This is a genomic window from Streptomyces sp. NBC_01257, assembly GCF_035917255.1.
Classification (GTDB): domain Bacteria; phylum Actinomycetota; class Actinomycetes; order Streptomycetales; family Streptomycetaceae; genus Streptomyces.
This window is the reverse complement of sequence record NZ_CP108472.1, coordinates 7,061,608-7,081,399: the sequence shown is the minus strand read 5'-3', so window position 1 is coordinate 7,081,399 and position 19,792 is coordinate 7,061,608. Positions and strand designations below refer to the sequence as shown.

At 71.9% G+C, this 19,792-nt stretch carries 17 protein-coding genes; 11 read left to right on the top strand and 6 right to left on the bottom strand.

Going from position 1 to position 19,792, the window contains the following annotated elements; genetic code table 11:
* The first annotated feature begins 86 nt into the window (after window positions 1–86).
* The 3 genes from OG408_RS30915 to OG408_RS30905 are packed head-to-tail and all read left to right on the top strand — an operon-like array spanning window position 87 to window position 2,643.
* The gene (locus OG408_RS30915) at window positions 87–920 is read left to right on the top strand and encodes a helix-turn-helix domain-containing protein (RefSeq protein ID WP_285566224.1); all 834 of its coding nucleotides are present in this window, start codon (window positions 87–89) and stop codon (window positions 918–920) included.
* Window positions 917–1,126 carry a DUF397 domain-containing protein gene (locus tag OG408_RS30910; protein WP_285566222.1) on the top strand — a complete coding sequence of 70 codons (210 nt, stop codon included), beginning with the start codon at window positions 917–919 and terminating at the stop codon, window positions 1,124–1,126. Before OG408_RS30915 ends, OG408_RS30910 begins: the two co-directional genes overlap by 4 nt.
* Before the next feature lie 29 nt (window positions 1,127–1,155).
* On the top strand, window positions 1,156–2,643 hold the full coding sequence (locus tag OG408_RS30905; protein ID WP_326673144.1) for a hypothetical protein: 1,488 nt from the start codon (window positions 1,156–1,158) through the stop codon (window positions 2,641–2,643).
* 16 nt (window positions 2,644–2,659) lie between these two features.
* Here the strand turns inward: OG408_RS30905 and OG408_RS30900 are convergent, their stop codons facing one another.
* The 3 genes from OG408_RS30900 to OG408_RS30890 form a co-directional block, all read right to left on the bottom strand.
* Window positions 2,660–3,301, bottom strand: a complete 642-nt coding sequence (locus OG408_RS30900; protein WP_266784067.1) for a histidine phosphatase family protein — start codon at window positions 3,299–3,301, stop codon at window positions 2,660–2,662.
* A gap of 33 nt (window positions 3,302–3,334) precedes the next feature.
* Complete coding sequence (locus OG408_RS40210) at window positions 3,335–3,694, bottom strand: hypothetical protein (protein WP_442806081.1); 360 nt, start codon at window positions 3,692–3,694, stop codon at window positions 3,335–3,337.
* 61 nt (window positions 3,695–3,755) lie between these two features.
* Window positions 3,756–4,121: a MerR family transcriptional regulator gene (locus OG408_RS30890; RefSeq protein WP_219566471.1), complete on the bottom strand. Its 366-nt coding sequence runs from the start codon at window positions 4,119–4,121 to the stop codon at window positions 3,756–3,758.
* 59 nt (window positions 4,122–4,180) lie between these two features.
* On the opposite strand from OG408_RS30890, the gene OG408_RS30885 reads away from it, so the two are divergent.
* Complete coding sequence (locus OG408_RS30885; RefSeq protein WP_326673141.1) at window positions 4,181–5,092, top strand: aldo/keto reductase; 912 nt, start codon at window positions 4,181–4,183, stop codon at window positions 5,090–5,092.
* A gap of 114 nt (window positions 5,093–5,206) precedes the next feature.
* Here the strand turns inward: OG408_RS30885 and yicI are convergent, their stop codons facing one another.
* Together yicI and xylB are read right to left on the bottom strand one after the other, a co-directional pair.
* On the bottom strand, window positions 5,207–7,462 hold the full coding sequence (gene yicI, locus OG408_RS30880; RefSeq protein ID WP_326673139.1) for an alpha-xylosidase: 2,256 nt from the start codon (window positions 7,460–7,462) through the stop codon (window positions 5,207–5,209).
* A 90-nt stretch (window positions 7,463–7,552) separates the two neighbouring features.
* Window positions 7,553–9,037, bottom strand: coding sequence for a xylulokinase (xylB, locus tag OG408_RS30875; RefSeq protein ID WP_326673137.1), 1,485 nt, complete (start codon window positions 9,035–9,037; stop codon window positions 7,553–7,555).
* 269 nt (window positions 9,038–9,306) lie between these two features.
* On the opposite strand from xylB, the gene xylA reads away from it, so the two are divergent.
* The 5 genes from xylA (at window position 9,307) to OG408_RS30850 (ending at window position 15,122) form a co-directional block, all read left to right on the top strand.
* Window positions 9,307–10,476: a xylose isomerase gene (xylA, locus tag OG408_RS30870; RefSeq protein WP_285566209.1), complete on the top strand. Its 1,170-nt coding sequence runs from the start codon at window positions 9,307–9,309 to the stop codon at window positions 10,474–10,476.
* A 147-nt stretch (window positions 10,477–10,623) separates the two neighbouring features.
* Window positions 10,624–11,886 (top strand): ABC transporter substrate-binding protein, encoded by a 1,263-nt coding sequence (locus tag OG408_RS30865; protein WP_405405928.1) that lies wholly within the window; start codon window positions 10,624–10,626, stop codon window positions 11,884–11,886.
* Between the two features lie 11 nt (window positions 11,887–11,897).
* Window positions 11,898–12,869, top strand: a complete 972-nt coding sequence (locus tag OG408_RS30860) for a carbohydrate ABC transporter permease (protein WP_326673134.1) — start codon at window positions 11,898–11,900, stop codon at window positions 12,867–12,869.
* Window positions 12,870–12,874: 5 nt separating this feature from the next.
* On the top strand, window positions 12,875–13,729 hold the full coding sequence (locus tag OG408_RS30855) for a carbohydrate ABC transporter permease (RefSeq protein WP_266784052.1): 855 nt from the start codon (window positions 12,875–12,877) through the stop codon (window positions 13,727–13,729).
* Between the two features lie 13 nt (window positions 13,730–13,742).
* A complete protein-coding gene (locus OG408_RS30850; RefSeq protein ID WP_266784050.1) occupies window positions 13,743–15,122 on the top strand; it encodes a GH1 family beta-glucosidase in 1,380 nt (459 codons plus the stop codon).
* Between the two features lie 81 nt (window positions 15,123–15,203).
* Here the strand turns inward: OG408_RS30850 and OG408_RS30845 are convergent, their stop codons facing one another.
* Entirely contained in the window at window positions 15,204–16,448 is a 1,245-nt protein-coding gene (locus tag OG408_RS30845) for an ROK family transcriptional regulator (RefSeq protein ID WP_266784048.1), read from the bottom strand.
* Between the two features lie 333 nt (window positions 16,449–16,781).
* On the opposite strand from OG408_RS30845, the gene OG408_RS30840 reads away from it, so the two are divergent.
* Window positions 16,782–18,743 (top strand): FUSC family protein, encoded by a 1,962-nt coding sequence (locus OG408_RS30840; RefSeq protein ID WP_266784046.1) that lies wholly within the window; start codon window positions 16,782–16,784, stop codon window positions 18,741–18,743.
* A 173-nt stretch (window positions 18,744–18,916) separates the two neighbouring features.
* Complete coding sequence (locus OG408_RS30835; RefSeq protein ID WP_326673132.1) at window positions 18,917–19,768, top strand: FG-GAP repeat domain-containing protein; 852 nt, start codon at window positions 18,917–18,919, stop codon at window positions 19,766–19,768.
* The last annotated feature ends 24 nt before the right edge of the window (window positions 19,769–19,792 follow it).

Sequence of the window (19,792 nt, the reverse complement as noted above, 5' to 3'; positions counted from 1 at the left end):
CGCTGCCGCTTTCTGTCCGTCACCCGTGGGGGTGGGTCCGGGCCGTTCGAGGGCGGGGCAGGCCGGGCCGTCGCTACATTCTGCTCATGCCTCAGCCGAAGGATCTGGACCCGTACACCAATCCCCGCGCCTTCTACGGCGCCGAGCTGCGGCGGCTGCGCGAGGCGGCCGGTATGTCGCAGAGCGAGTTGGGGTCGCGGGCGTTCTGTTCCGGTACGTACATCGGGCTGTTCGAAGCAGGGGAACGACGGCCCCAGCTGGAACTGTCGCGCACGCTGGACGAGTTGCTGGGGAGCGGTGAGCATCTTCAGCGGCTGTGTCTTCTGGCACGGACGTCGAAGGTGGCGGGGTACTTCGCGGACGCGGCTGAGCTCCAGGCACGGTCCTCGTCCATCGACAGCTACACCGCCATGCTCGTTCCCGGCCTCTTGCAGACCGGCCCCTACGCACGGGCGCTCACCCGGGCCGCGCATCCCTTCGCCACCACAGAGGTGGTCGAAGGCCATGTCACAGCACGCATGGAGCGCGCCCAACTCCTCGATTCGCCCGCAGCACCGGTGTTGTGGGTCATGATTCACGAGGCTGCCCTGCTCGTGCCCGTCGGTGGGCGTGCTGTCATGGCGGAGCAGCTCAACCATCTTGCCGAACAGACGGATTCCCGCCCCCGTATCGTCACTCAGGTGCTCCCGTTCTCCGCCGGGGCTCATCCCTTCCTGCACGCTTCCATGCTGCTGATGCAGTTCGCCGACTCCCCGGCTGTGGTGTACACGGAGAGCGCCTACAGCGGCCAACTCGTCGAAGAACCGCTGCTGGTGGAGCAGTACGGCACCGCATACGATCTGGCCAGGGCTGCCGCGCTGTCGCCGGAGGCATCCCTGGTCCGGATCGTCTCGGCGGCGAAGGAGTTCGCGACGCCATGAGCACTACACCTGACCTGACCACCGCTGCCTGGCGCACGTCGTCGTACAGCAACGGGGACGGCGGCGACTGCGTCGAGATCGCCGACAACCTCCCCGGCATCGTCCCCGTACGCGACAGCAAGACGGGCCCCGGGGGGCCGGCGATCACCTTCGCGACGAGCCACTGGGCGCCCTTTGTCGCGGCCCTCGGCAATGGCTCGCTCTGACGGGAACTCCCCCGAGCCCGTCGCGCGTCATGGAGATCGTGACGGACATGGACGACATGATGCTCGACGAACTCAGCGAGATCTGGGACGACATACGCGAGAACTACGACACATCCAACAACAGCGCCTACGACCGGACGGTGCTCGACTGCGCCGCCGATCTCGCCGCCGACCCCGGTGGCGATTCGGCCTATGCGTGGGCGATCGGGCTGGTCATGATGGCCCCCTACCTCACCTGGCTGCCGAGTGCAGGCGTCGCACAGCAGGCTGTGACGGCGCTGGAGGCGGCTGACAGGGCTCTGCGGGACCGCAGTTGCCCGCACAGCTCGCATCCCTACGAAAGCCACGAAGACGCGGCGGACGAGGACCTCGCCGGGCTGCTGCCGGCACTCGCCGACGAGACGGCGGACTGGAACGAGGAGCGTCCTCGGGACGAGTGGCGTTGCCCGCGCAACGCGGCCGGATTCGCGCGGATCGCTCTGGACATCGTCCACCCCGGATCGGCCACGGACATACCGCCCCGTCTGCCGTTGGAGGCGAAGGACAGCATCAGTACGCTGTCGGCGCTGCTGCACGGGTACCCGAAGCCGTGGACCGACATCAACGACGAGATCAGCGGCCAGGCGTCGGAGCTGTCCTCTGCGGCCCCGGCGGACCGTGCCGGGCGTCTGATGGTGGTCAGGGCCGTGACCTGGTACGCGGTCTCCGGCATGGTGCGTGCGAAGTCCGTACTCGACCACCTGGTACGGGCGGTGGAGGAGGCGCTGCCCCACTTCACCGACCGCGACTGCGCCCACGACGGGCACCCGGCCCTGCCGGGCAGCGCGCCGAACGCCGCGGAGCTCGGCATCCTGCTGAGCAGTGCCGGCGGACGGGAGATCTACGAACGCGACCGCATCGCGTCGGGCCGGAACGCCCCGATCGACGCGGTGGTGTGTCCGGTCCTCATGGCGGAGGTCGCGGACGAAACACTGGCTGTGCTGCGCAAGCGGCGCGACGAGCTCTTCGGAGAGCGGGACACCTCGCACGCCGACGCCGAGTACCTGCGTGCGGACGGCCGGCTGGACATCGGGAAGCTCGTGGAGCGGACGGACCACAAGAGCTGGAACGAGGAGTACGCCGACGATCTGGGTCTGTGGGCGGCCCGTCGTCACGGGGAGTCCGCCGACGACCGGGATCGCACCGTACTGCTGCTCGTGGCCCACCAGGCGATGAAGATCTCCTACCCGAGTCCTCCGCTCTCCGTCGTCCGGGGCGTCCTGGCCACCATGCGCGCCGTCGCCGCGGCGCCGCTGCCTGCCGAGTGCCCGCACGGCGACGAACATCCGGTGGTGCGGCGCGCGGAGTTCCGCGCCGGCATGGCGCACTTCTGGGCCCCGGAGGAGTTCTCGCCGGGCGAGGACTCCCGCAGCGCGGAGTCCTGGACCTGCCCGCGGTTCGCGGCGGCGGTAGCCGAGGAGACCATCCGCGACCTGGCGGGCCTGTACGAGGAGGACGAGCTCGCCGACGCGAGCTGACGTCCGGCGAGCCCCCTCAGGGCTGCGGGGTGTCCGGGACGGCGGTCGGGAACAGGCTCTCCGGCAGGGTCACGTTCCACGCCGTGATGACCGGCTGGCCGTGCTCCCAGCCGAGCCGGGACACGGCCCCGGTCGCAAGCTGGAAGAGCGTTCCCTCCGCCGGGGTGAGACCGAGGTAGCGGGCGGTCAGGACGCGCAGGAAGTGGGAGTGCGCGACGAGCACGATGTCCTCGTCACCGGCGCGTCCGGCGGCTTCCCGGACCTCGGCCAGCACCCGGTCGGCCCGTTCGCCGACCTCCGCCGGGGTCTCGCCCGGGTGCGCGTCGGGGCCGGCCGTGACGCCGTCGGTCCAGAGGTTCCAGTCGGGGCGGGTGAGGTGGATGTCGTGGGTGGTGATGCCCTCGTAGCCGCCGTAGTCCCACTCGCGCAGCTCGGGGGTGATGCGGGGCGCGACGAGACCCGCGAGCTCGGCGGTGCGCCGGGCCCGTACCGACGGGCTGACCAGGGTGAGCGCGATGTGCCGGTCGGCGAGCAGGGGTGCGAGGGCCCGGGCCTGTCGTTCGCCGAGGGGCGTCAGGGGCAGGTCGGTGTGGCTCGTGTGCTGTCCGTTGCGGGACCATTCGGTCTCGCCGTGCCGGATCAGGATCAACTCGCCCATGTCAAGGCCATCCGCTCTCAGTGCTGTTACCACTCACGTGCTGTCGATGGTGCGAACCCGCTGGTCCACGATCGCATTCCTTGCCGTGACGAGGCGGGCGGGCGCGCCCGGGAGTGCCCGGATGCGGCTACGCGCGCTGCCGCTGTCGGCGAGGATCTCCGCGATGACGTGCCGCGCGGTGTCCGCCATGAACGCGTTGGTCTCCCGGTAGTACTGGAGTTCCATCAGGGCGATCGACAGCGCCCAGCCGATGCCCCGTGCCCAAGCGGCGTCGTCCGCCTCCGCCGCGGCCCGGAAGGTGTCGCGGGCCCCGGCGGGCAGCACGTACCGGGCTGCGATCAGGTCGACGGCGGCGTCGCCCAGGCCGACCAGGTCCGCGCCGAGCCGGTACATCGCGTTGGCGGTACCGGCGGCACCGACGCGCGCGACGGGGAGGCCGGACCAGTGCGGGAAATCAGACCGCCGTGCGCTCGCTGAGGTCCAGCAGGGCGACCAGCGAGGCACGGCTGCGCTCCAGGTCGGTGATCCGCTCGTTCACGCCGGCCAGCTGCCCGCGCAAGTAGTCCCAGGTGCAGGCGGCGAGCGCAGGTGCGTCGTCCGGCCCCGTGCCCTCCACGCAGGGCAGCACCTCGCGGATCACCGCCGTCGGCAGGCCGGCCGCCAGCAGGTGGCGGATCCGGCGTACGGTCTCCGGCGCGTCCGGACCGTATCTGCGGTGCCCCCCGGATGGACGCTCGGAGGCGAGCAGTCCCTGCTCCTCGTAGTAGCGCAGCAGCCGCGGGCTGACCCCGGTCTCCCGGGCGAGATCCCCGATCTTCATGTGACCCCCCTCACACCTACTTGAATCTCACATCGGTGTCAGATCGTAGCGTCGCAGCCATGACGAACGAGAGCCCCACCACCATCAGGACCACCTTCGACCTGGGCGGCGACCTGACCGTCCGCCGGATCGGCTACGGCGCCATGCGTCTGGCCGACGGACCCGCAACCCCCGGCTCCGACCCCGCAGCCGCCGCCATCTGGCGGGCCCCCACCGACCGGCCCGCAGCAATTGCGCAGCTTCGCCGGGCAGTTGAGCAGGGCGTCGACCTGATCGACACCGCCGACGCATACGCCCTGGGCGCGGGCGAGGAGCTGATCGCCGAGGCCCTGCACCCGTACGACGGGGTGGCCGTCGCCACCAAGGTCGGCGTGGTGCGGCCGGGACCCGCCGAGTGGGTGCCTCTGGGTCACCCCGCGTACCTGCGCCAGCAGGCCGAACTGAGCCTGCGCCGGCTGCGGGTGGAGCGCATCGATCTGCTCCAGCTGCACCGCATCGACCCGGCGTACCCGTTGGCCGACCAGCTGGGCGCGCTGAGGCAGTTGCAGGACGAGGGCAAGGTCCGGCACATCGGGCTCTCCGAGGTCTCCGCCGGGCAGTTGCGCGAGGCCGTGGCCATCACTCCGATCGCCGCGGTGAACAACCTCTACAACCTGACCGCCCGGCACTACGATGCGGTGGTCGACCTCACCGCCGAACTCGGCATCGCCTTCCTGCCGTTCTTCCCTGTCGCCATGGGCGGCCACGCAGGCCCGCAGAGCCCGGTGGCCGCTGTGGCGGGCGAACTGGGCGCAACGCCCGCCCAGACCGCCCTGGCCTGGCTGCTGCACCGCTCGCCGACCCTGGTACCGATCCCGGGCACCTCCTCGCCGCGACACCTCGAAGAGAACCTGGCCGCTCTGCGACTACGGCTCTCCGACGACCAGTTCGCCCGGCTCTCCGCGCTCGGCGCCGAGGACGGCACCGCGTGAACGGCGCCGCCCGGACGGAGCAGCGGGACTCCGCGGTACGCCTCCGCGCACCCCGCGGACGACCCCTCCGCCCCTGCGCACCCGGCGCAGCGAACGAAGGGGCCGGTCCCGTTCTCAGCCCTTGACGACCTCCAGCGTCGCGTCGCCGACGACCACGATCTCGTACGGCCGGACCGTGTCCGCCGTGACGCGGAGCGTGCCGCCCTCGCGGACCAGTTCGTACGTGGCGGCGGGGGCGCCCGTGAGGTCGGGGACCGTCACCGTGCGGGTGAAGTCGCCGAGGCCCTCGGGGGCGTACACGCGCAGCTGAAGGTCCTGCGTCCAGTCGCCGTCGGGGCGGGAGGCGTCCGCGCCGAGCGGCAGGACCGCGCCGGGACGGACCAGGAGCGGCAGGCTGTCGAAGCCGTGGGTGCCGTGGTGCCAGGCGGGGCCGGTGACCGTCTCGCCGGTCAGGAAGTGGGTCCAGGTGCCCTCGGGGACGTAGTACTCGACCTGGCCGTCCTCGCTGAAGACCGGGGCCACCAGCAGGTCGGGGCCGAGGAGGTACTGGCGGTCCACCGTGCGGGTCGCCGGGTCGTCGGGGAACTCCAGCAGCATCGGGCGCATGGTGGGGACGCCGGTGCGGTGGGCCTCGACGGCCGCGCCGTACAGGTACGGCATCAGGCGGTGCTTCAGCTCGGTGAACTGCCGGGCGACCGCGACCGCCTCGTCGCCGAACTCCCACGGCACCCGGTAGGACGAGGAGCCGTGCAGCCGGCTGTGCGAGGAGAGCAGGCCGAAGGCGAGCCAGCGCTTGAAGACCGCCGGGTCGGGGGTGCCCTCGAAGCCGCCGATGTCATGGCTCCAGAAGCCGAAGCCGGACAGCGAGAGGGAGAGGCCGCCCCGCAGGGACTCGGCCATCGCCTCGAAGGAGGACCAGCAGTCGCCGCCCCAGTGGACGGGGAACTGCTGGCCGCCGGCGGTGGCGGAGCGGGCGAAGAGGACCGCCTCGCCCTGGCCGCGCTCCTTCTCCAGGATGTCGAAGACGGCCTTGTTGTACAGGTGCGTGTAGTAGTTGTGCATCCGCTCCGGGTCGGAGCCGTCGTGCCAGACGACGTCGGTGGGGATGCGCTCGCCGAAGTCCGTCTTGAAGCCGTCGACGCCCTGGTCGAGGAGGGTCTTCAGCTTGCCCTGGAACCAGGCCGTGGCCTCGGGGTCGGTGAAGTCGACCAGCGCCATGCCGGCCTGCCACTTGTCCCACTGCCAGATGTCGCCCTCGGGGGTGCGGACGAAGTAGCCCTTCTCCGCGCCCTCCGCGTACAGGGCGCTCTTCTGCGCGATGTACGGGTTGATCCAGACGCAGATCTTCAGGCCCTTGTCCTTGAGCCGGGCGAGCATCCCGACCGGGTCGGGGAAGGTGTCCGGGTCCCACTCGAAGTCGCACCACTGGTACTCGCGCATCCAGAAGCAGTCGAAGTGGAAGACGGAGAGCGGGATGCCGCGCTCGGCCATGCCGTCGACGAACGAGGTGACGGTCGCCTCGTCGTAGTCGGTGGTGAACGAGGTGGTCAGCCAGAGGCCGAAGGACCAGGCCGGCGGCAGGGCCGGGCGGCCGGTGAGGGCGGTGTAGCGGGTGAGGACGTCCTTGGGCGTGGGGCCCGCGACGACGAAGTACTCCAGGACCTGGTCCTCGACGCTGAACTGCACCTGGCCGACGGCCTCGGAGCCGACCTCGAAGGAGACCTTGCCGGGGTGGTTGACGAAGACGCCGTAGCCGCGCGAGGAGAGGTAGAACGGAACGTTCTTGTAGGCCTGTTCGCTGCTGGTGCCGCCGTCGGCCTGCCACATGTCGACGACCTGGCCGTTCTTGACGTACGGCGTGAACCGCTCGCCGAGGCCGTGGATCGTCTCGCCGACGCCGATCGAGAGCTGCGCCAGCATGTGGTGGCCGCCGTCCGCGACCGTGGCGAAGGCGGTGCCCTTGCGGCCGGCGGCGGTCAGCAGGCGGCCGTCCGCGCCCAGGAACTCCAGGCCGAAGTCGCCCTCGGTGGGGAGCCGGAGGGTGAGGGGGCCGCTGGTGAGTTCGGCGGTGGGGCCGTCGTCGCGGGTGGCGGCCGGGGCGTCCGCGGTGGCGCCGGGAAGGGCGAAGTCCGGGCCGGGGCGGCGCCTGCCGGCGAGGTGGGTGACGCGGACACCGATGACGCCTTCGGCGGGGGCGTAGGCCTCCACCGTGATCAGGGGGGCGTTCAGGGTGTCCCCGCGCCGCGTGACGCGCTTGACGGCCGCGTGGGCGGTGAGGCGGTCGGCGTCGAGGCGGAGGTCGCGGATCTCGGTGGCGTACGAGGCGTGCACACCGTCTCGCATCTGCCAGAAGCCGTCGGTGAACTTCATGGGGGGTCTTCCTTAGCCGGTGGTACGGGAGGTGTTCGGGGTACGTCGCCGGGAGAGCGCCGTCACGGGTGCGGGGTCAGGAGGGCGGGGTCAGGAGGGCGGAGTCAGGAGGGCGGGCGTCGCGCGGTCGAGGACCGACGTCACCCGGTCCCAGGTGGCCGTGTCCCGGGGCACGGCGGGCAGTTCGCGGCCCCCGCCGGTGCCCCACTCCGTGGCCAGCGCCACCGGGTCGCGGCCGGTGGCGGCGCCCGCGGCGAGGGCGGCCGCGCCCAGCGCGACCAGTTCGGCGGAGTCCGGGAGGATCACCGGGCGGCCGGACAGCCGGCGCACGGTCTCCACCCACATCGTGCCGCGCGCTCCCCCGCCGATCAGCCGCAGCGGCGCGTCCGGCGCGTCGAGCGGCAGCTCGTCCAGGGCACGCAGGACGGCGACGACCGCGCCCTCGTACGCGGCGCCGAGGAGCTGCTGCCGGGTCGTGTCGTGCCGCAGCCCGTGCAGGAGGCCCGAGGCGGCCGGGAGGTCAGGGGTGCGCTCGCCGTCCAGGAAGGGCAGCAGCACGGCCTCGCCGCCGGGTGCGGCGTCCTCGCGGTCCAGGCCGAGGAGTGCGGCGACCTTGTCCACGGCAAGGGTGCAGTTCAGGGTGCAGCCCAGCGGGAGGCGGGTGCCGTCGGCCGCGGCGAATCCGGCGAGGAGTGCGGAGTGCGGGCGGTTGCGGGTCGCGGCGAAGACGGTGCCCGAGGTGCCGAGGCTGACCACGGGGTGGTCCAGGAGGCCTTCCGCGCCGAGCCCCAGGCCGACCGCGGCGGCCATGTTGTCGCCGGTTCCGGCGGCGACCGGGATGCCTTCGGGCAGGCCGAGGGCGGCGGCGGCCAGGGCGGTGAGGTGTCCGGCGACGGTGGCGCCGGTGGCGGCGACCGTGGACAGCAGGTCCGTGCGCATGCCGGTGAGGGCCAGCAGTTCGGGGTCGTACGCGTGGGTGGCGGGGTCGTACCAGCAGGTGCCGGACGCGTCGCCGGGGTCGGTGACGGCGGCGCCGCTCAGCCGCTCGGTGAGGAAGTCGTGCGGGAGGCGGACGGCGGCGGTCGCGGCGGCGGCGGCCGGTTCGTTCTCGCGCAGCCACATCCACTTGGCGGCGGTCATGGAGGCGACCGGCACCGATCCGGTGCGCTCCAGCCAGGCGTCCCGGCCGAGCGCGGCGGTGAGGGCGGCGGCCTGCGGGGCGGAGCGGGTGTCGTTCCACAGGAGGGCGGGGCGCACGGGGTCGCCGTCGGCGTCCAGCGTGACCAGTCCGTGCTGCTGGCCGGCCACGGCGATGCCGGTGACGGCGGCCGGGTCCAGACCCGATTCGGCGAGGGCGGCGGCGACGGCGGTGCACAGCGCCTGCCACCACTGCCCGGGGTCGCTCTCGCGGGCGCCGCCCCGGCCGGTCACGGTGTGCGGGGCGCGGCCCACGGCGAGCAGCCGGCCGGTCGCGGCGTCGACGACGACGGCCTTGGTGGACTGGGTGGAGCTGTCCACGCCGATGACGGCCGATACCGGTGCGGTGGCCGGATTCCTGGCTGGTCGCGACGGCATGTCGTACCTCGTTCCTGTGAGTCCCGGTTTTGATCGTACACAAAACAAATCTTTTTCGAAGCGCTTCGACAGCCCCGAAAACAGGCCTGCACCCCGCCCCGACAGGGGCGCAAGCAGCCTCGGACGACTCCCATGTTGTCCCTATGTGACGCATGTGTCACCGAGATGGTCTAGAAACGAACGTCGAGATGCCGTATTAGTACTGCGAGCAAACAAATCGGTCGGACGGCAGAGCAGCCGCCCGGGCCATGTCGACAAGAGGCAGCAGAATGTCGAACCGCTTCACCCCCACCCCCGCCGACAGGTTCACCTTCGGGCTCTGGACCGTCGGCTGGCGAGGCAACGACCCCTTCGGTGACGCCACCCGCCCCGCCCTGGACCCGGTCGAGTCCGTCGAGCGCCTGGCCGAGCTCGGCGCGCACGGGGTCACGTTCCACGACGACGACCTGATTCCGTTCGGGTCCTCGGACAGCGAGCGCGCCGCGATCATCGCGCGCTTCAAGGGCGCCCTGGACCGCACCGGTCTCAAGGTCCCCATGGCCACCACGAACCTCTTCACGCACCCCGTCTTCAAGGACGGCGGCTTCACCTCCAACGACCGCGACGTCCGCCGCTTCGCGCTGCGCAAGGTCATCCGCAACATCGACCTCGCCGTCGAGCTGGGCGCCGAGACGTATGTCGCCTGGGGCGGCCGCGAGGGCGCCGAGTCCGGCGGGGCCAAGGACGTGCGGGTCGCGCTGGACCGGATGAAGGAAGCGTTCGACCTGCTCGGCGAGTACGTCGTGGACCAGGGCTACGACCTGAGGTTCGCGATCGAGCCCAAGCCGAACGAGCCGCGCGGCGACATCCTGCTCCCCACCGTCGGCCACGCCCTGGCGTTCATCGAGCGCCTGGAGCGCCCGGAGATGTACGGCGTGAACCCCGAGGTCGGCCACGAGCAGATGGCCGGGCTGAACTTCGCGCACGGCATCGCGCAGGCGCTGTGGGCGGGCAAGCTCTTCCACATCGACCTCAACGGCCAGTCCGGCATCAAGTACGACCAGGACCTCCGCTTCGGCGCCGGCGACCTGCGCCAGGCCTTCTGGCTCGTCGACCTGCTGGAGAGCTCGGACTACACGGGCCCGCTGCACTTCGACTTCAAGCCGGTGCGCACCGACGGCATCGACGGGGTCTGGGAGTCCGCGAAGAACTGCATGCGCAACTACCTGATCCTCAAGGAGCGCGCGCTGGCGTTCCGCGCCGACCCGGCCGTCAAGGAGGCGCTGGCCGCCTCCCGTCTGGACGAGCTGGCGCAGCCCACCGCGGCCGACGGCGTCAAGGCGCTGCTCGCGGACCGTTCCGCGTACGAGGAGTTCGACGTGGACGGCGCGGCCCAGCGCTCGATGGCGTTCGAGGCGCTCGACCAGCTCGCCATGGAGCACCTGCTCGGCGTCGGCTGACACTCACGGGGTGTCCCGCGGAGTTCCGCGGGACACCCCGCATCCCGGGCACGGGCCGGCCGGACCCGTGCCCGGGCGGATGGATTCATCCCGCCGGGACACAGTGGTCCCGCCGGGCCGGCACCCCTCTCACGCAAGGGCACCATCGTGACAGCACCTTCTCCGCACGGCCCGCGCCTCCCGCGCCGCCGTCGTCACCGGCGGGTCATCGTCCCGCTCACCGTCGTCTCCGCACTGGTCGGCGGCGTCGTCCTGGCCGGCTGCGGCCAGCAGCGGGACCCCGACGTGTACACCGTCATGAACTCGTCGACCGACGAGTCCTACCACCGCTGGGACGCCCAGACGCTGGCCCGGTGCAGCAAGCAGCTCGGGGTGAAGATCGAGCAGCAGAGCGTGCCGGCCGCGCAGGTGATGACGAAGGCCCTGCGGATGGCGTCCTCGAAGTCGCTGCCCGACGTGCTCCAGCTGGACGCATCGGAGATGCCGACGTTCGCCGAGGCGGGCGGGCTGATCCCGCTGAAGGACCTCGGTCTGACGACGGAGGACATCCCCGAGGGGATCGTCAACTTCGGCTCGTACGACGGGAAGTACTACGGGGCGGCGCGCACCGTGAACACCCTCGCGCTGTTCTACAACAAGGACACCCTCGACAAGGCCGGCCTCGAGGTGCCCACCACCTGGGCCGAGATGCAGGCGACCGCGAAGAAGCTCACGCAGGGCAAGCGGTACGGTCTCGCGCTCAGCGCGGGCGGCGCGGAGGACGGCGTCTTCCAGTTCACCCCGTTCATGTGGTCCAACGGCGGCGACGAGACGAAGCTCGACAGCCCGCAGGTGGCCGGGGCGCTGGACTACTGGAAGGGCCTCCTCAAGGACGGCTCGCTGTCCAAGTCGACGGTCAACTGGACCCAGGCCGACGTGAACGACCAGTTCATGGCCGGCAACGCGGCCATGATGATCAACGGCCCGTGGCAGGTCGAGACCCTGAACTCGAAGAAGGGGCTGAACTGGGGCATCGCCCAGATCCCTGTCCCCGGGGCCGGGGACGACTCGGTGGGTCCGCTGGGCGGCGGGGTGCTGACCGTGCCCAACACCGGTGACAGCGAGCGCGAGAAGATGTCCGCGAAGATCATCGGCTGTATGTCGGGCGAGCAGGAGGAGATCACCTACGCGCTCAACAGCTGGATGGTTCCGGCCAACGCGAAGGCCGCCGCCGTCTGGCGCACCAAGGTGCCGGAGCTGAGCGCCCTCGCCGACCAGGTCGCCACGGCCCGTTCGCGTACCGCCAAGCTCGGCGCGCAGTGGTCGTCCGTGTCGCTGGCCCTGCAGAGCGCCTTCCAGTCCGCGCTCACCGGCGAGTCCAGCGAGGCCGCTCTGAAGCGTGCCCAGCAGCAGGTCACGAGCGGGAACTGAGGTAACGAACCATGTCATCCACCACTGCCTCGGCCGCCGCGCTGCCGGCCGACCCGAAGGCCTCGACGGCCGGTGCGGCCAAGAAGCCGGTGAACCCGCGGAGCGCCAAGCGGCGCCGGTCGCTCGCCCAGTGGGGCTTCATCGCCCCCGCCGTGATCTTCATGGCGCTGTTCTTCGGCTACCCGCTCGTCCGCAACATCGTGATGAGCTTCCAGGACTACTCGCCGTCCACCTTCTTCACCGGCAAGGCCCCGTTCAACGGTCTGGACAACTGGACCAACGTCTTCGAGGACGGACTGTTCGGCAAGGCCCTGTGGCAGACGATCCTGTTCACGGTCGGATCGCTCGTCGGCCAGTTCTGCATCGGTCTGGCCCTCGCCGTCTTCTTCACCCGCCGCTTCCCGCTCAACGGGATCCTGCGCTCGCTGATCCTGCTGCCGTGGCTGGTCCCGATGGTCGTCTCCGGCATCGTGTGGCGGCGCATCTTCGACCAGGACACCGGCGTCCTCAACTCCTTCCTGGGCACGGTCGGCCTCCCCGGTGACACGCCGTGGCTGACGAGCACCAGCATGGCGCTGATCTCGGTGATCCTGGTGAACATCTGGATCGGTATCCCGTTCAACATGGTGATCCTCTACGGCGGCCTCCAGGAGGTCCCCAAGGAGCTGCACGAGGCCGCCTCGCTCGACGGCGCGTCCGCCTGGCGCACGTTCCGCTCGGTCACCCTGCCGATGCTCAAGCCCGTCATCACCGTGGTGCTGGTGCTCGGCTTCATGTCGACGGTCAAGATCCTCGACCTGGTCCTCGCCCTCACCGACGGCGGACCGGCCGACTCGACCCAGACGCTCGGCACGCTCACGTACCAGAACTCCTTCGTCCAGATGGACTTCGGGGCCGGTGCCGTGGTCGGCAACATCCTGATCCTGATCTCCGCCGTCTTCGCGGTGTTCTACCTGCGGGTCAACCGCAACGAGGGGAAGTGACCGGCATGGCGACCACCACCCAGATCCCCGCCGCCCCGGCTCCCGCCCGCCACCGGCCGAAGCGCCGCTGGGGTGCGACCGTCTTCGGCCTCGCCGTCCTCGCGGTGATGCTGTTCCCGCTGTACTGGATGATCAACACCGCGCTGCAGCCGGACGCGAGCCTGGTCGACGTCGGCCCGGTCCCCACGGGCCTGGACTTCTCCGGCTTCACCTCGGCCCTGACCGAGCAGGGCGGCAATCTGCTGACCTCGCTGGCCGTGGCACTCGGCGCCGTGGCCATCTGTCTGGCGGTCTCCGCCCCGGCGGCGTACGGCCTGGCGCAGTTCAAGCTGCGCGGCAGCAGGACGATCGTCTTCGGCACGCTCATCACGCAGATGGTGCCGGGCATCGTCATCGCGAACGCCCTGTACAGCGCGTACGTGGACCTCGGCCTGGTCAACTCCTACTTCGGCCTGATGCTCGCGGACGCCTCGCTGGGCATCCCGTTCGCCATCGTGCTGATGCGCTCGTTCATGGTGTCGATCCCGCACGAGGTCATCGAGGCCGCCGAGGTGGACGGCGCCGGACGCTTCCGTACGTTCGTGCAGGTCGTGCTCCCGATGAGCCGCAACTCCCTGATCACCGCCGGACTGTTCTCGTTCCTGTACGCGTGGAGCGACTTCATGTTCGCGCTGACGCTGAACACCACGGACGACGTCAAGCCGATCACCCTGGGCATCTACCAGTACATCGGTGCCCACGTCGGCGACTGGGGCTCGGTGATGGCCGCGTCCGTGCTGTCCGCGATCCCCGCGGCGGTCCTGCTCGTCCTCTCCCAGAAGTACATCGCCGCCGGGATCACCGGCGGCTCGGTCAAGTAAGGACTGCGTTCCCATGAGTGAGTTCCCCGTGTTCCCGCCCGGCTTCGTCTTCGGCGCGGCCACGGCCTCGTACCAGATCGAGGGCGCCGCGCGGGAGGACGACCGCGGCCCGTCGATCTGGGACGTCTACAGCCACACGCCCGGGAAGACCGACGGCGGTGACACGGGTGACGTGGCCTGCGACCACTACCACCGCTACCCCGAGGACGTGGCCCTGCTGCGTGAGCTGGGCGTGGACTCCTACCGCTTCTCGATCGCCTGGTCGCGGATCCAGCCGGACGGCAGCGGGGCGGTCAACCCCAAGGGCCTGGACTTCTACTCCCGGCTCGTCGACGAGCTCCTCGCGGCTGGCATCGAGCCCGCCGCCACGCTCTACCACTGGGACCTGCCGCAGGCCCTGGAGGACAAGGGCGGCTGGCGGGTGCGCGAGACCGCCGAGCGCTTCGGCGAGTACACGGCGATCATGGCCGAGCACCTGGGTGACCGGGTGCCGCGCTGGATCACGCTCAACGAGCCGTGGTGCAGCGCCTTCCTCGGCTACTCCGTGGGCCGGCACGCGCCGGGCGCGAAGGAGGGCCGCGGGGCCCTGGCCGCCGCGCACCACCTGCTCGTCGGCCACGGCCACGCGATGAGCGCGCTGCGCGCCGCGGGCGTGCGCGAGGCGGGCATCACGCTCAACCTCGACCGCAACGTCCCCGCAACCGAGTCGGACGCCGACCTGGCGGCGGTCGTCCGCGCGGACACCCAGCACAACCTGGTGTGGACCGAGCCGATCCTCGCGGGCCGCTACCCGGTCACCGAGGAGGAGACCTGGGGCGAGCTCATCACCGCGCAGGACTTCCGGCGCGAGGGCGACCTGGAGCTGATCTCCCAGCCGATGGACTTCCTGGGCATCAACTACTACCGCCCGATCGTGGTCGCCGCCGCCCCGCACCGCGAGGCCGATCCGGCGCTGCGGGTCGCCACCGACAACCGCTACAGCGAGGGCGAGTACCGGGGCGTCCGCAAGACGGCGATGGGCTGGCCCGTCGTGCCGGAGTCCTTCACCGACCTGCTGACCGCGCTGAAGCAGACCTACGGGGACGCGCTGCCGCCGGTGCACATCACGGAGAACGGCTCGGCGGAGTCCGACTCGGTGGACGCGGACGGCTCGGTCCACGACGCGGACCGCGTCGAGTACCTCCGTACGCACCTGACGGCGCTGCGGGCGGCGATGGACGCCGGCGTCGACGTGCGCGGCTACTACGTCTGGTCGCTGCTGGACAACTTCGAGTGGGCGCTCGGGTACGCGAAGCGGTTCGGGATCATCCGGGTCGACTACGACACCCAGGAGCGCACCCCGAAGGACAGCTACCGCTGGTACCGGGAACTGATCGCGGCACACCGGAAGTAGCAGCCCGGGTCCGCCGGCCGCCCCCGTTCGCTCCCGCTCGCCCGGGGCGGCCGGGGGCGGTGCCTTGTGCGCCCCCGGCCGTCAGCGCGCCGCGTACGCCGCCGGGTCCGCCAGGACCCCGCGCACCACCCGGGCCGCCGCTCCCCGTGCCGCGTCGCCGGAGAGCGAGGAGGCCCGCAGACCGCTGCCGTCGGTGCGCCACCTGCCCGACACCACCCGGTCGGCGAGCTGCGCCTCGGCCGCCCCGGCGAGCCACGGCATCAGGTCCCGGTAGATGCCGCCGAGCACGACGGTGTCGAGGTCGAAGAGGTTGACCGCCCCGGCCAGCACCAGCCCCATCCGGTCGCCGGCCGCCCGCAGCACCTCCAGCGTCCCCGGGTCGCCCGCCCGCGCCCGCTTCTCCAGCTCGCCGAGCCCGCGCACGCCCGCCGCCGGGTCGATGCCGGCGGCCCGCAGCAGCGCCGCCTGGCCCGCGTACTGCTCCAGGCAGCCGCGCGCCCCGCATCCGCACAGCGGCCCCTGCGGGTCGACGACCACATGCCCGACCTCGCCGGCGAACCCGTGGGCGCCGCGCAGCAGTTCCCCCTGGAGGACCAGCGCGCCGCCGACGCCGATCTCACCGGTGAGATAGAGGAACCCCCGGGCACCGCCGCCGTCGGCGCCGTCGAGCCCGCCGAACCACAGCTCGGCCAGCGCCGCCAGATTGGCCTCGTTGTCCGAGCTGACCGCCAGCGCCCGGCCCGCCGGCCGCAGGGTGCTGAGCGCCTGGCCGAAGATGCCTTCGGCCGCGACCCGGTACCAGCCGAGGTTGGGCGCCTGGCGGACCATGCCGCCGGAGACGAGTCCGGGCAGGGCCAGCTCGACGCCGACGGCCCGCAGTCCCTGCTCACCGGTCGAGGTGATGACCCGGTTGGTGAGCCGGGCCGCGTGGGCGAGGACCTCGGCCGGGGGTGTGTTCCGGTTGTCGATGTGCTCGGTGACACGGACCCGGTCGGTGCCGCCGAGACCGACCGCGCAGACCGAGACGTAGTCGATGTTGATCTCGACGCCGAGCCCGGCCGGGCCGGTCTCCGACACCTTGAGCACGGTGCCCGGGCGACCGGCGCTGCCGCTGAACGTCTTGCCGGACTCGGTCAGCAGGTCGAGCGCCAGCAGTTCCTCGACGAGGGAGGAGACGGCGGCCCGGGTCAGCCCGACCCTGGCGGCCGCACGGGCCCGGGTCACCTCCCCCTCCTCCAGGACGGCACGCAGGACGAGGCCGAGGTTGTTACGGCGCACGGACTCGGTACCGGCCTTGGCGCCGGGCGAGGTGGATTCGATCGTCATCAGACCTTCGAGCGTAGGCCCTCGACGTCCCGTGATCGGCGCGCACCCACCGACGACCTGGGGTTTCGCGGCCCCCGCCCGTGGGACGCGCCGAAACGATCACACACCTGAAACACCGGCGCAGCCACCCCGCCACATCGCCCGGCTACGTTGGCCGTACGCGGCCGCCGTTGCCCGCTCCACCCGCCCCCGGACCCCCTGGTCCGGCCGGTGAACGAGGAGGTCGGCGGTGTACGACAGGACCAGGGTCTTTCGACCGGACCCCGCGAGCCCGGCATGATCCGAACGAGAGGCCCTAGATCGCGGCGCCGTGCGCCGGCGTGGCTCACCCATGTGCTGCGCCTGCGCCGGGCCCCCGTGCCCCGGACGGCGATGGTGCGCGGCGCGCTCGGCGCGGGCCCGCTGCTCGCCGCCGGTCTCGCGTCCGGCCGGGCCGGGCCCGGTGTCCTCGCCGCACTCGGGGCGATGCTCGCCGGAGTCAACGACCGCCCCGGGACCCGCCGCAAGGGTCTCGTCCACATCGGGCTGCCGGCCGCGGCCGGATCGCTGGGGCTGCTCGTCGGCGCCCTGGTCGCGGACACGACGGGGCGGTGGACGGCGGTCCCGGTGCTCTTCCTGGTCGGCTGGGTGTCCGGGGCGCTGAGTGCCCGGGGCGCCGTCTGGTCGGCGGCCGCCCTCCAGCTGCTGGTCACCACCACGATCGGGATGGGGATGCCGCTGGCGGGACCGGCCTGGTTGAAGGCGCTGTGCTTCCTGTCCGGGGCGGCCTGGCTGGTCGTCCTGCGGCTGCTGCTGCGCGCCCCGCGGTCACCGGGCGCGACCCGGTGGAGCGGTGAACGCGAGGCCGTCGCGGCGGTGTTCGACGCGCTCGCGGACGCGCTGGGCGCACTCGGCGGACCGGGGGCACCCGCCGCCCGCCGGCGTCTCGTCGCCGCACAGCAGCAGGCGGACGAGGCACTGTGGCTGATGCGGCTCATGCCGTGGCCGCGCCGGTCGGGCGGGGCCGGCCGCGCCCTCGCCGAACGGTCCGGCGCGGGGGCCGCGCTCTGCGAGGCGAGCATCGCGCTGCTGTGGGAGGGCCGGCCCGTCCCGGACGAGGTGGCCGATGGACCCCGGCGGCTGGCCGCGGCGGTCCGTTCCGGCGGCCCGGCGGGCGCGCTGCCGAGCCCCCGGCCGGACACCGTCGAACGGCTTGCCTTCGACCGGGCGGTACTGGACGCCGCCGTGATCTTCGACCGGACGACTCCGTACGCCGCCCACGCACCCCGGGAACGGCGCCTCCCCCGCACCCCGGGCACGAACCCCGGTGTCCGCACGGGCCTGTTCACGCCCGCCGGACGTGAGTACGGGCTGCGCGTGGCTCTGTGCGTGTCGGTCACTGCGGCCGTCGCGCTGCTGCTGCACGAGAACCACTGGTACTGGCTGCCGGCCACCGCCGCCTTCCTGGTGAAGCCCGACATGGGTCCGCTGTTCTCGCGGGTGGTGAACCGCTTCGCCGGGACGGTGGCCGGAGTCCTCGCCTTCGTCGCGCTGACGGCCGCGCTCGGCGGCCTCGGCCGGCCGCTCGTGGTCGGGGCGGTCGTCGTGGCCGGGGCCCTGGTCCCGCTGTCCACCCGCCACTTCGCGTTCCAGACCGCGGTGATCACCGTGCTGGTGCTGTCGTTCGTCCACACCGCGGGGGACACCGAGGCGGCCGCGTCCCGGCTGCTGGAGACGTTCCTGGCCTGCGTCATCGTGCTGCTCGTCGGCCATCTGCCCCTGGTGACCGATCCCCGGGTCCGGGTCGGGCACCGGTTCGCGGTCACCCTGCGCTGCACGGAGCGGTATCTGCGCCATGTGCTGGACGCGCCCGGGCCGGGCGGGGACCGGCAGCGGGACGGCGTACGGGGGCTGGCGCTGCGCGGTGCCGCGTACCGGGCGCTCGCCGAGGCGCGGGCGGCGGCGGAGACGGCCGCGGCGGAACTGCCGGGGCCGTTCGGCGGGCGGCGCCAGGACTGGTCGGCGGTGACGGTCGCGGCCGAACTGGTCGTGGACGCGGCTACCGCGTGCGCGCTGCGGGTCGAGCACGGGGTGCCGCGTCCCGCATCCGGTGACGTGGCACGCGTGACGGCGGCGCTGTCCGGGCTGGCGGACGCCCTGGAGGACGGGCACCGCACGGCGCGGCCGGCGCCGGGTCCCGGTCCGCGCGACTGCCGTTCGCTGCGGGACGTGATGACGCAGCTGCACGGTATTCACCGGCTCACCACAGCGGGGCCGCCGCGACCGCCGGCACCCTGCCGGGCCCCTCTGTCCTGACCTCTCCGGCCCCCGCAACACCCGCATAACCGGGCGAAGATGTCATGGTGCCATCATTTCGCCAAACCCTTGGACACGTGAGGGACTCGTGAAAGGATCACCCTCAATTCCGTGGCGTGTCCCCGTATCCCGCGGCGCGTCACGCCTCGTCCCACCATCCATGGAGAACACACGTGGCCAAGATTTCTGGCCGGCTGCCCGGAAGGGCCGCCACCCGCCTCGCCGCCGCCGCGATAACCGCGGCCCTCGTCGGCACCGGCGCCTCCGCGTTCGCCGCCGAGCCGGGCGACGCCCCCATGTACGGCATCGCCGGGCTGGACAGCGCGGGCGCCTCGTACTACTACGCGCCGAACGGTGAGGGCGGCCTGCAGACCCGCGTCCCGCTCGACACCGGCTGGAAGGACGTCAAGTTCCTCGGCCGCGTGGACAACGACGCCGACAGCGTCGCCGACGGCCGCTGGCAGACGAACGCGGCCGGGGTGCTCAACTACGCCGCCAACGACAACTCCGACCTCAAGAACGTCGGACACGGCTGGAACATCTACAACACGCTCGTCTCGGCGGGCAACGTGGGCGGTGCCGAGTCGGGCGACCTCCTGGGCCGCGACGCGGCCGGCTACCTCTACCTGTACCTGGGCTACGGCGACGGAACCGTCACCAAGCGGTACAAGGTCGGCGGCGGCTGGAACGCGTACACGCAGATCGCCGGCAACGGCGACCTGTCCGGCGACGGCAAGAACGACATCGTCGCCCGCGACAAGACCGGCGTCCTGTGGCTCTACAAGGGCACCGGCGACTACAAGGCCCCGTTCGCGGCCCGCACCAAGGTCGGTGGCGGCTGGAACACGTACAACACCGTCTTCGCCCCGGGTGACATCGACCTGGACGGCACGACCGACCTCGTCGGCCGGGACGCCAAGGGCGCGCTGTACCTCTACAAGGGCACCGGCAACGCCGCGGCCCCGTACGGGGCGCGGACCCTGGTCGGTACCGGTGGCTGGAACACCTACCGTCTGATGTTCTGATCAAAAAGTGAAGGTTTCGCAACC